The organism is Haemophilus sp. HN_Hi08, from assembly GCF_049824455.1.
Lineage (GTDB): Bacteria > Pseudomonadota > Gammaproteobacteria > Enterobacterales > Pasteurellaceae > Haemophilus > Haemophilus influenzae_D.
On the sequence record NZ_CP187493.1, the window covers coordinates 365849 to 377524 of the forward strand.

Annotated in this window: 9 protein-coding genes and 2 pseudogenes; 5 read left to right on the forward strand and 6 right to left on the reverse strand. The window is 36.1% G+C overall.

All coding sequences use genetic code 11. The features are described from left to right. Positions 1–379 precede the first annotated feature (379 nt). Entirely contained in the window at positions 380–2353 is a 1974-nt protein-coding gene (cpdB, locus tag ACPT8O_RS01815) for a 2',3'-cyclic-nucleotide 2'-phosphodiesterase (protein WP_021034548.1), read from the reverse strand. A 228-nt stretch (positions 2354–2581) separates the two neighbouring features. On the opposite strand from cpdB, the pseudogene ACPT8O_RS01820 reads away from it, so the two are divergent. From ACPT8O_RS01820 to potE, 4 genes and pseudogenes are all read left to right on the forward strand, one after another. Then, positions 2582–2719: pseudogene (locus ACPT8O_RS01820) on the forward strand (ornithine carbamoyltransferase); the annotation flags it as partial. 171 nt (positions 2720–2890) lie between these two features. Next, positions 2891–3085, forward strand: coding sequence for a leader peptide SpeFL (gene speFL / locus ACPT8O_RS01825; RefSeq protein ID WP_197532058.1), 195 nt, complete (start codon positions 2891–2893; stop codon positions 3083–3085). 252 nt (positions 3086–3337) lie between these two features. After that, positions 3338–5500 carry an ornithine decarboxylase SpeF gene (gene speF, locus ACPT8O_RS01830; RefSeq protein ID WP_021034546.1) on the forward strand — a complete coding sequence of 721 codons (2163 nt, stop codon included), beginning with the start codon at positions 3338–3340 and terminating at the stop codon, positions 5498–5500. A 106-nt stretch (positions 5501–5606) separates the two neighbouring features. Next, positions 5607–6923, forward strand: coding sequence for a putrescine-ornithine antiporter (gene potE, locus ACPT8O_RS01835; protein ID WP_041175258.1), 1317 nt, complete (start codon positions 5607–5609; stop codon positions 6921–6923). 105 nt (positions 6924–7028) lie between these two features. Here the strand turns inward: potE and ACPT8O_RS01840 are convergent. The 4 genes and pseudogenes from ACPT8O_RS01840 to pepE all read right to left on the reverse strand — a co-directional run. Then, positions 7029–7322, reverse strand: a pseudogene (locus ACPT8O_RS01840) (transposase); the annotation flags it as partial. A 13-nt stretch (positions 7323–7335) separates the two neighbouring features. Beyond that, positions 7336–7680, reverse strand: a complete 345-nt coding sequence (locus ACPT8O_RS01845; RefSeq protein ID WP_021034543.1) for a helix-turn-helix domain-containing protein — start codon at positions 7678–7680, stop codon at positions 7336–7338. A gap of 85 nt (positions 7681–7765) precedes the next feature. Continuing rightward, positions 7766–9061 (reverse strand): C4-dicarboxylate transporter DcuC, encoded by a 1296-nt coding sequence (gene dcuC / locus ACPT8O_RS01850; RefSeq protein ID WP_021034542.1) that lies wholly within the window; start codon positions 9059–9061, stop codon positions 7766–7768. Between the two features lie 17 nt (positions 9062–9078). After that, on the reverse strand, positions 9079–9783 hold the full coding sequence (gene pepE / locus ACPT8O_RS01855) for a dipeptidase PepE (RefSeq protein ID WP_041175257.1): 705 nt from the start codon (positions 9781–9783) through the stop codon (positions 9079–9081). Between the two features lie 121 nt (positions 9784–9904). Between pepE and ACPT8O_RS01860 the strand changes: the two genes are divergently transcribed. Continuing rightward, entirely contained in the window at positions 9905–11140 is a 1236-nt protein-coding gene (locus tag ACPT8O_RS01860) for a Zn-dependent hydrolase (protein ID WP_021034540.1), read from the forward strand. Positions 11141–11176: 36 nt separating this feature from the next. Here the strand turns inward: ACPT8O_RS01860 and ACPT8O_RS01865 are convergent, their stop codons facing one another. Next, entirely contained in the window at positions 11177–11644 is a 468-nt protein-coding gene (locus tag ACPT8O_RS01865) for an Lrp/AsnC family transcriptional regulator (RefSeq protein ID WP_021034539.1), read from the reverse strand. Between the last annotated feature and the right edge of the window lie 32 nt (positions 11645–11676).

The window sequence follows — 11676 nt, forward strand, 5'->3', positions numbered from 1 at the left end:
GTGATGGAAACAAAATAGAAGAAGTTTCTACAGTATAAAATAATCTCTCCGAAAAATGCCAGAAATGTGTTGTTTGCCTCTATAGCCAAATTTCTAAAAATAGAATGGTATTGTGCATTAGTTTTATAATTATTACTTTTTATATGGTAGTTCAGATAGCTATTTACATCTTTATTGAACCTATAATAGGTTGTTAGGCTTCGATAGAAATAGTCTCTTTATCAAAGTTAGCGGCAGCTTTGCTGGGGGTTGGGATTAATTTGTAAAATAAAGATAGATTGTGAATTGAGCAAAAATCTTTAAAAATTTAACCGCACTTTGGGAAGAAAAAATGCCGCCTAAATTTTGATATTCAGGCGACATTTTATTTTCCTAATTATTATTTAGACAAATCAATTTGATATACAGCAAATCCAACTTCATCTGTACCCACTTGTTTCATTGGATACTGTGCTTTTTCTTTGATGAATTGAGCTGCTTGTTCGCTTGGTGAGGTTTCAAAACGAACATCTAATTTATCGTTGCCTTTGATTGGCGTAAAGCGCCAGTTTTTATCCGCGCGAGGGTTTACAGAACCTTCTTTTTCACTGGTTACTTTAATGTAATCAGCTAAAATTTGACGGTTTTCATCTGGTGATGCGTAAACAATATGTTGATCGCCAGTGCCTGGGAATTTATTACCGTAAGCACGATAGTTATTCGTTGCAATCAAGAATTCTGCTTTTGGATCAACCGGTTTGCCTTGATAAGTGAGATTCACTACACGATGCGATTCTGGGTTGATCAATTTACATTCACCATCATAACGTGCAGGTTTAGTTAGATCATATTCATAATTGACACCATCAATCACATCAAAGTTGTAAGTACGGAAACCTTCCCAGTCGATTAATGATTGTGGTTTATCACTTGTAGGGTCAATTTGTTTAAACATACCAGCACTACATTCTAACCATTCTTTTAATTGTTCGCCTGTCGCTTTCACTACCACAAGCGTGTTCGGGTAAAGGTATAAATCCGCCGCATTACGGAAAGTTAATTCACCTTTATTTACTTCGGTATAACCTGTTGGGTCATTTTTACGACCACCAGCTTTAAATGGTGCTCCTGCACTTAAAATAGGTAAGCCAGCCATTGCTGCAACACTTGGTGCAACTTTTTCTACATACGCTTTTTGTGCTTGGTTCACTATTTGGATGGTTGGATCATCTTGCACTAATGCAAGATAGCTGTACATATTGTCTGTGGCTTTACCAATAGGTTGAGAAACAAACTTACGTGTAGCTTCGTGAACTGGTTTTAAAAGTGCGGTAATTTCTGGGTCATTTTCTGCAAGCACTTTTTTATTTTTAGCATCATAGATTGGACGAAGTACCGCTTTTCCAGAGGTAACAATCCATTTGCCTTTGTGTTCTGTTAAGCCTAAATCCACCACGCTGATATTATTTGCCCAGTAACCAGCCATACTTTCTGGTACGCCTTTTACGGTACCATTTACGATGTCTGCATTTGGTGATTTCGCAAATTCTTTATTTGGGAATAAACGGTGTGAGTGACCAAAAATAACGGCGTCAATATGTGGTACATCAGCTAGATAGAATGCTGAGTTTTCAGCACCTTCTTGATAAGGTTCATCAGATGGGCCTGTGTGAGCTAATGCAACGATAATATCAGCCCCTTTTTTCTTCATTTCAGGTACATATTTTTGCGCTGTTTTTACAATATCATGGGTTTCTACTTTACCTTGAAGGTTCGCTTTATCCCAAACCATAATTTGCGGTGGCACAAAGCCGATGTAACCAATTTTTAATTTATGTGTTTTGCCATTATTATCCACCACAGATTTTTCTTGAATGACATAAGGTGTGAAATAAGGTTCTTCTGTCCCCGCTTTTACTACGTTCGCATTCACAATTGGGAATTTAGCTTGTTTGATGGCATCTGCAAGATAATTGAGACCATAGTTAAATTCGTGGTTACCTAATGTACCCACTTCATAATTCATCGCATTTAAACAATCGACCGCAGGGTTAGATTTACCCTCTTTATAGCCTTGTGCAGCTTGATAGTCTGCAATTGGATTACCTTGAATTAGGTCACCGTTATCTACTAATACACTATTTTTCACTTCAGCACGTGCTTGACGAATAAGGCTTGCCGCACGAGTAAAACCGAATTTATCTGTTGGTGCATCTTTATAATAGTCAAAATCGGTCAAGAAACTATGAACATCTGTTGTTGCCACAATGCGTAAATCAACTTGTGTGTCGCTTTTCGCAAAAGCAAAACGGCTCGCACTTAACGCTAAAATGCTGCTTGCGCCAAGCTGGATGAAATATCTTCTGTTGATCATATGAGCTCCTGTTGTGTAAGAATCGGCAAGATTTTAAAGCTCTTTTATATATAAAGAAAGTGAAATATAAAGTTATGAAATGAAGTGTGATATGCATCACAAAATAAGGGATTGAATTTGGTTGCAAAACTTCACGTTTGGGACAAAAATAGGGTATCCAATCCAGTAAAAATAACTTCATTCACAGTAAGGTAGCCATTATTGATGGCATCCGATAAGGAGATCTCTATGGCTTTTAATCTTAAAAATAGACACCTATTGAGTTTTGTTCATCATTCAGAATGCGAAATTAATTATTTGTTAGATTTATCACGTGATTTGAAACGTGCTAAATATGCAGGCACAGAACAACAAAAATTAAAAGGCAATCAAGAATAATTTATCTCCATACTTTTTGTGGTTTTATTTTTATATAAAAATTAAATTTATTTTTTGATAATGATCACATTTTTTGAAAAATATTATTGACATGATATTTACACAAGCAGAGAATATACCTAACTAAGGTTAGTTTAGATAGAAAGAGGGAATTTTTCTATGCTACTTCGTACATATATACACAGATACGTCTATACGAAAGTATTGAGACTTTTATGGTTTAATCCGATAAAAGGTCGTTCTTTGATGGCGCATATCCGTCGTACACGCCATATTATGATGCCATCGCATCGCTCTTGCTTCTCATACTCAGTATTCGCTTCTCAAAATAAACCATCCAACACGGCTCTCTAAACAGAGTTGTTCTCTCTGTTTAGAGAGTCTCCATAGATTAATTTCTGAATATTTTTGTATTGTCTAGAACAGGCAAGAAATATTTTGTGAAATTAACTTAATCTTATTTAATTTAAAATAAAAATTCTTACTTTAGTTTTTTATATTAAAAAACTAGAGCGAGTTGTTTTATTCTAAATAAATCTATTGCGTTATTAAAATTAATAGCGCAGGGTAACTTTACGTCAAAAAAATAAATAAAAGGAGTTTATTATGCCAAACTTAAAAATTGCATATAATCCAAAAGTTGAACAATATTTCTCTACAAATAGAGAATTAGTTGAAATTACCAAAACAGACTTTACTGATGTTGCAGCTATCATGTTGACATCAGGGGATGTAGGTGAATACCTTGAACGTATTCAAGCAACAAATTTTGGTATCCCAGTATTTGTTGTTCAAACTGAAGAAGAACAAGTTGATCCGAAATTCTATGATGCTATTTATCATATTCAAGATTTAAATGGTTATGACATTAAGCTTTATAGCCGTCAAATCGAAACTGCTGCAAGACTTTATGAAGAAAAAATGTTACCTCCATTCTTCAAAATGTTAAGTGAATATGTAGAAATGGGTAATATTGCTTTTGACTGTCCGGGACATCAAGGTGGTCAATACTACCGTAAACACCCAGCAGGTCGTTTCCTTTATGACTTCTACGGTGAAAACATTTTCCGTTCAGATATTTGTAATGCAGACGTGAAATTAGGTGACTTGTTAATTCACGAAGGTGCAGCTTGTGATGCACAAAAATATGCTGCTCAAGTATTCAATGCAGATAAAACTTACTTCGTATTAAATGGTACATCTTCTTCAAACAAAGTTGCATTAAACGCAGTACTTGCTCCGGGCGATTTAGTATTATTTGACCGTAATAACCATAAATCAAACCACCATGGTGCATTAATTCAAGCGGGTGCAACCCCAATTTACTTAGAAACTGCACGTAATCCATTTGGTTTCATTGGTGGTATCGATAGTCACTGCTTCGAAGAAGATTATTTGAAATCATTAATTAAAGAAGTGGCGCCTGAAAAATTAAACCAAAAACGTCCATTCCGTTTAGCCGTTATTCAATTAGGTACTTATGACGGTACAATTTATAACGCACGTCAAGTGGTAGATAAAATTGGTCATCTTTGTGACTACATCTTATTCGACTCTGCATGGGTAGGTTATGAACAATTCATTCCAATGATGAAAGACTGCTCTCCATTATTGCTTGAATTAAATGAAAATGACCCTGGTATTTTAGTGACTCAATCTGTTCATAAACAACAAGCAGGTTTCTCACAAACTTCACAAATTCACAAAAAAGATAAACACATTAAAGGTCAAGATCGTTATGTAAACCACAAACGTTTCAATAATGCCTTTATGTTACATGCGTCAACCAGTCCGTTCTATCCATTATTTGCGGCGTTAGATGTGAATGCAAAAATTCAAGGTAGCGAAGCGGGTCGTCGCTTATGGCATGAATGTGTGAAAGTAGGTATCGAAGCGCGTAAATTAGTGTTAAATCACTGTGAATTAATTCGTCCATTTATTCCAACCACAATTAAAGGTAAAAAATGGCAAGATTATGATACAGAAGAAATTGCAACTAATCTCGAGTTCTTCAAATTTCACCCAACAGATACATGGCATAAATTTGAAGGTTATGCTGATGAACAATACTTTGTTGACCCTTGTAAATTCTTGCTTACCACACCAGGTATTAGCTTAGAAACAGGCGAATATGAAAAATTTGGTGTACCAGCAACTATTCTTGCTAACTACTTACGTGAAAACGGTATTATTCCGGAAAAATGTGACTTGAACTCAATCTTATTCTTGCTCACTCCGGCAGAAACCCTCACCAAAATGCAAACTTTGGTCGCTCAAATCGCCTTGTTTGAAAAACACATTAAACAAGACTCTTTATTAAAAGATGTATTGCCAACTGTGTATAAAAACAATGAAGACCGTTACAAAGGCTATACCATCCGTCAATTATGCCAAGAAATGCATGATCTTTATGTAAGCCGCAATGTGAAACAACTTCAAAAAGATTTATTCCGCAAAGCGACATTACCAGAATATGTATTAAATCCACATGATGCAAATATTGAGTTAGTACGTAACAAAGTTGAACTCGTTCCATTGACTGATATTGTTGGTCGTGTGGCTGCGGAAGGTGCATTACCTTATCCTCCAGGTGTGTTATGTGTGGTGCCTGGAGAAAGATGGAGTCCAACTGCACAAAAATACTTCCTTGCATTAGAAGAAGGTATCAACACATTACCTGGTTTCGCACCTGAAATCCAAGGGGTTTACTTACAAAAAGACCCTGATGGACGTACTCGTGCATATGGCTATGTTTTAACTGACTATTAATAAAGTGAGGTTGTGAGGATCTTCCTCATAACCCTCTCAGCACAAACAAAAGAAAGTGCGGTTAAAAACATCTGATTTTTTGACCGCACTTGTAGGAGTATAAATTATGAGCGCTAAAAGTAATAAAATTGGTGTAGTACAACTCACCATTCTTACCATGGTTAATATGATGGGTTCCGGTATCATTATGTTACCGACCAAATTAGCTGAAATTGGGACTATTTCCATTGTTTCTTGGCTTGTAACAGCCGTAGGTTCAACAGCCTTAGCTTACGCATTTGCACAATGTGGTATGTTCAGTAAAAAATCTGGTGGTATGGGCGGTTATGCGGAATACTCTTTCGGTAAAGCCGGTAACTTCATGGCAAACTATACTTACGGTGTATCATTAGTTATTGCCAATACAGCAATCGCAATTTCTGCGGTGGGTTATGGTTCAGAGCTTTTCGGTGCAACCCTTTCACCTCTTTCTATCGCATTATGGACTATCTTCACTCTTTGGCTTGCAACCGTTCTTAACTTTGGTGGTGCAAGAATCACCGGTAATATCAGTTCATTTACCATTTGGGGCGTAATTATTCCTGTGGTAGGTATTTCTATTATTGGTTGGAAATGGTTTGATGGTTCAATGTATGTAAATTCTTGGAACCCACACAATGTACCAACTTTTGAAGCGATCGGTGTATCTATTTCAATGACATTATGGGCGTTCTTAGGGTTAGAATCAGCTTGTGCTAACGCAGATGCAGTTGAAAACCCAGAGAAAAACGTACCAATAGCAGTACTTGGTGGTACTTTAGGGGCCGCGGTAATTTATATTGTTTCAACTAACGTGATTGCAGGTATTGTACCTAACCTTGAACTCGCTAATTCAACAGCGCCATTCGGTTTAGCCTTTGCTCATATGTTTGATGAAACTGTCGGTAAAGTTATCATGGTCTTAATGGTGATGTCTTGCTTTGGTTCATTATTAGGCTGGCAGTTCACTATTGCTCAAGTATTCAAATCTTCAGCAGAAGAAGGTTATTTCCCAGCATTTTTCAAAAAAGTTACCAGTAAAGATGCGCCTGTTGTTGGTATGATTACTATTACTGCGTTACAAACTTTACTTTCTTTAATGACAATCAGCCCATCATTAAATAAACAATTCAATGTGTTGGTGGACTTAGCAGTGGTTACAAACGTCATCCCATACTTGCTCTCAATGGCTGCTCTCGCAGTGTTATTGAAAGAGGAAAATGTTGCGCCACAAAAATATAAAACAACAGTTTTTGTTGCCTTTATTGGTTCACTCTATAGTATCTATGCACTTTATGCAGCCGGTGAACAAGCGATGTTATATGGTTCAATTGTGACCTTTATCGGTTGGACATTGTATGGTTTTGTTTCTTACAAATTTGACCTTAAAAAATCTCAAGCTTAATTAAAAAAAGAAAAGCCTACATCTTAATGTAGGCTCTTTCGAGTAGTAATAAACTTAAAGTATAAAAGAGCGGTTGAAATGATCTGACCCCAAAAAGTTAGACTGTCATTTAAAGGATTGTTTTCGATATTGTACCGGACTCAGTCCCTTTAATTTCAGTTGGATTCGACGGTGATTATAATAGTCCAAATAATCCCTTACTGCTTCAACTATTTCTTCTTTTGTTTTAAATTTCTTGCCATAAAAGCATTCCTTTTTTAATAGTCCAAAGAAACTTTTCATCGCAACGTTATCCAAGCAATTCCCTTTTCTAGACATACTTTGAATGATACCATGTTCAGTCAAGATTCGACGATAAGCTACCATTTGATATTGTCATCCCAGGTCTGAATGTAAAATGACACCACAAGCTTTATTTAATCCTTTGCTCGGCTTCGTCCTGAAGTCTGAGTCTTCTCAACTCCTTTAGGTAAGCTACCTCCTCTTCAAGCTGTAAAATTCTCAAACGTAAACGGTCTTCTTCAGTTTTGGGTGGCGGTGGCATTTTTGCATATTTAGGTTTCATCGGCGGTCGTCCTGATGGTTTACGGGGAATAAGTCCTTTTATGCTACTTTTTTCAAACCGTTTCAACCACGTCCCGATTAAGGCGTTGGAAGGAATATTATAAAAACGCACAGCTTCTCTAATACTCATTTTCCCATTCAAAATAGGTTGAATAACCTGTAATTTAAATTCGATTGTGTAGTGTTTACCCATAAAAAATCTGCACCTCAATTGTTGGTTTGGTTAGTCCAACTTTTGGGGTGCAGATCAATAAAGTGCGGTCTGTTTTTTACTATTTTTACAACATAAATAATGCTAAGAATAAAACTGCAAGTATCATGCCTGGTGCGGTGCGTTTTACCATTTCTACTGGGCTTACCATCGCAAGTCCTGCACAAACAATAGTTACGCCTGCAATTGGTGAAACAGTACGACCAATTGCACCAGTAATTGCTGCTGCCATACCAAGATTTACGTGAGTGTAGCCGAGTTCTACAGCATGTGGCGTGACGGCTGTATTAAAAGCAATAGCTGCTGCATCGCCAGAGCCTGTAATTAAGCCCATTAAGAATGGTCCAATTGTTGCACCCCAACGTACAAATTCGTTGGATTCTTTTAAGAAAGAAATTGCCACATCAACTGCACCCGTAGATTTTAATCCTGCTACAAATACGCTGGCTGCAATGATTATACCAAGTACATTTGCATAAGAATTTCCCATACCATTGAAAAATTCTTCAGTGATTTTTACTGGGGAAATACGAGTTACGATAATGCCGTAAATTGCGCCAATAAGCATAGCTTGAGGAACGCCCATTTTAGTCCATTCAAGACCCTGTATTTGTTGTAATGACGTTCCACCAATTACTAAAATAACTAATGGTATTAATGGTGCAAGGGCATAAAGTACATTGACGCCTTCAACAACTTTAATTTCATTTTCTTTTTGTTCTGCAAGATAAGCTTGGCGATGTTGTTCACCATAATCTTTAAAAACAAGCGCAAGAATTGTTAAAACAATAGCACCTATTGCACCTGCGATTATATTGTAAGGTGCGTGAGAAAGATTGACTTGTGTAATGGTTAAACCTGACATTTCACTAATCATTGCTGAGTGAGAAGAACCAGGGCTCATCATTGATCCAAAAGTTCCTGCTAAAATAGCTGCACCAGCAGTAGCTGGTCGAACACCCGCACTTTTTAAAACGGGAATTAATGTTGCTCCAACTGCAGCAGCACAACCAGCAGCAGAAGGAATAGCAATATTGATGAAAAAGGTGATGACGGTTGCAATCGGAATTAAGAAGAATTTTAATCCGCTTAATGGTTTAGTAAGTAAATGTACCAGATGAGTATCACATTGAGTGTATTTCATCACGTAAGCAAAACCCATACTGGAACAGATAGCCATAATTAATCCGCCAGATGTCATGCTTTTGGCAAAAGCATCTAATGCACCCATTGGATTCAGCGTCAGAATGGACATTATTAAACCGACACCAATCAAAACTGTTCGGGTTTCGGCTTTTTTAATCAGAAAATAAATTGTGGCAATAATGCCAATTACTGCAACGATGGATTTGAATAATTCCATTATATGTTCCTTTTAAGTTAATAAGAAAAAGTTGTATTGATATCAAATGTGCCACATTCCATATTTTCACTGAAGCACAAAATAGGATTTTCACCCAACACAGTTGCCATTTCATTTTGTATATGAAGTGCAGAACCTTCAGGCAATGCATATACAAGTGCGGTTGGATTAACGAGTAAAAATTCAGCCAAACGTTCTTCTCGGCTTTCGCCATTATGACCTTGCATTTTACCTGAAATAAAGTGCGGATTAATTTGATGAGGAAAAAGCTGTAATGCTTGAAATGAAGGAGGATAAGTAATCGGCATATCATTCGTTGTCATAATGGATGCACCCGCTACATTTGCCCCAGCACTCCAACCAAAATAAGGCGTACCGTTATTCACTTTTTCACGAATGATATCAATTAAATTGTGTTCATAAAGCTGTTTTAACAAACAAAATGTATTCCCGCCGCCAATAGCAATGACATCTGCTTGTTCAATAATATCTCGATGCTGTTTACCATGATGAACGGAAACAATATTCATCTCTAAATAAGAAAGTGCATTTTGCACAGTTTTTTCATATTCATCAAAAGTGCGGCATACCCCAGCATAAGGCACAAAAGCAATTGTTTTACCACGATAATCCGCCAAGAAATTTTGTAACCAAGGTAGAGTGTGTTCAAGATAACCTGTGTTCTTGTATTTTGAGCTACTGAGCAGTAACATGTTTTTCATTTTCCACTCCTTTTTAGAGGCATTTAGCAATACCGATATTACACTTAGAAAAGGTTAATTTTCAAAGAAAATTATTGTTGTTTGACGAATATCAAAAAATAAACCGTATCAGGAGAAAACTATGTCAATTAATCTTAATCGTGTTCAAAATTTAATTGAAAAACTGGCTTTTATTTCATCAGTACCAAACGAGCTGACTCGCTTAGCTTTTACAGAGGAGGATGAAAAGGCCCATAATATGATTATTGAATTATGTAAAGAATATGATTTATCTATTCGTCGAGATTCAATTGGAAATCTTTTTATTCGTAAGGCAGGTAAAGAAGATTTTTTACCTGCAGTTGCATTCGGATCGCATATTGATACTGTTGTGAATGCGGGTAAATTTGATGGTCCTTTGGGATCTGTTGCTGGGCTGGAAATTCTTTTGCAATTGTGTGAACAGAATATTCAGACTCGTTATCCTTTAGAATTGATAATTTTTACTTGTGAAGAATCGAGTAGATTTAATTTTGCTACATTGGGTAGTAAAGTTATGTGTGGCATAGTAAATCAAGAAAAATTAAGTTTGTTACGTGATAAACAAGGAAAGGGTTTATCAGAAGCTATGGCTGAAGTAGGAATGAATTTTAATTTGATTAATCAAGCAAAACGTGATGCAAAGGAATTTAAATGTTTTTTTGAACTTCATATAGAACAAGGCCCTCGTTTAGAGAATGAAGGAAAAACAATAGGTGTTGTGACAGGTATTGCTGCTCCAATTCGTGCAATTGTTAAAATTAAAGGACAAGCGGATCATTCAGGAGCAACAGCAATGCATTATCGTCATGATGCATTGTTAGGAGGAGCTGAATTATCACTTGCTATTGAGCAAGCGGCTATTCAAGCTGGACATTCTACAGTAGCTACTGTAGGTAATATTACAGCTAAACCAGGAGTAATGAATGTTGTGCCAGGATATTGTGAATTATTAGTAGATATTCGAGGTACACATGTACAAGCTAGAGATTCTGTATTTGAATTATTACAAGAGGAAGTTAGTAAAGTTTCAGAAAAAAGAGGATTATTAATTGAGTTGCAACTTATTTCAAAAGATAATCCAATAGTATTACCTGAAAATATGGTAAACCAAATAGCTGAAACAGCACATTCCCTTGGTTATTCTTACGAAATAATGCCAAGTGGTGCTGGACATGATGCAATGCATATGGCAATACTTTGTCCGACAGGTATGATTTTTGTTCCATCTCATTTTGGAATTAGTCATAACCCTCTTGAATTTACAGATTGGAAAGATATAGAGGCAGGAATTAAAGTTTTACAAAAAGTTATATTAGAACAGGCTGAAGTTTGTTAATTATTATAAAAACTCGTATAAATAATACGAGTTTTTTTATAAAGGCAACTCAGTTGTTGATTTAACCGTTTTTAGTGTTACTTCTGATTTTAAGGTTTTAATGCCAAGCCTGGAATTAAGATAGGTGGTTTTAATGTGGTTAAACTCTTCTAAATCTGATACACAAAATGTCAGAAGAAAATCGAAGGTTCCTGCCATAAAATGGCATTCAGTAATTTGAGGGATTAATTTCACTTCAAAAATAAACCGCTCTTTTAATTCAGGATCTTCTTCAAAGAAAGAACCTAATACATAAACAATAAGATGACAATTTATTTTTTTGGGATTCAATAAGGCAACATAACTATCAATTACGCCGCTTTCTTCCAGTTGATTTACTCGGCGTAAACAAGCTGAATTTGAAAGTCCTATTTCGTTAGCCAGTTCATTATTTTGTAATCGACCATTGCGTTGCAATGCTTTAAGAATACGGGTATCAATATTATCAAAGCGTTTTTTAAGCATAGTAAATCCTTTTTATGTTAACAAAAAAGATA

Coding starts and splice junctions, on each gene's coding strand:
- dcuC (WP_021034542.1), bottom strand. CDS start 9,061: ATGGAATTATTCAAATCCATCGTTGCAGTAATTGGCATTATTGCCACA.
- cpdB (WP_021034548.1), bottom strand. CDS start 2,353: ATGATCAACAGAAGATATTTCATCCAGCTTGGCGCAAGCAGCATTTTA.
- ACPT8O_RS01865 (WP_021034539.1), bottom strand. CDS start 11,644: ATGCTTAAAAAACGCTTTGATAATATTGATACCCGTATTCTTAAAGCA.
- ACPT8O_RS01860 (WP_021034540.1), top strand. CDS start 9,905: ATGTCAATTAATCTTAATCGTGTTCAAAATTTAATTGAAAAACTGGCT.
- pepE (WP_041175257.1), bottom strand. CDS start 9,783: ATGAAAAACATGTTACTGCTCAGTAGCTCAAAATACAAGAACACAGGT.
- speF (WP_021034546.1), top strand. CDS start 3,338: ATGCCAAACTTAAAAATTGCATATAATCCAAAAGTTGAACAATATTTC.
- potE (WP_041175258.1), top strand. CDS start 5,607: ATGAGCGCTAAAAGTAATAAAATTGGTGTAGTACAACTCACCATTCTT.
- speFL (WP_197532058.1), top strand. CDS start 2,891: ATGCTACTTCGTACATATATACACAGATACGTCTATACGAAAGTATTG.
- ACPT8O_RS01845 (WP_021034543.1), bottom strand. CDS start 7,680: ATGGGTAAACACTACACAATCGAATTTAAATTACAGGTTATTCAACCT.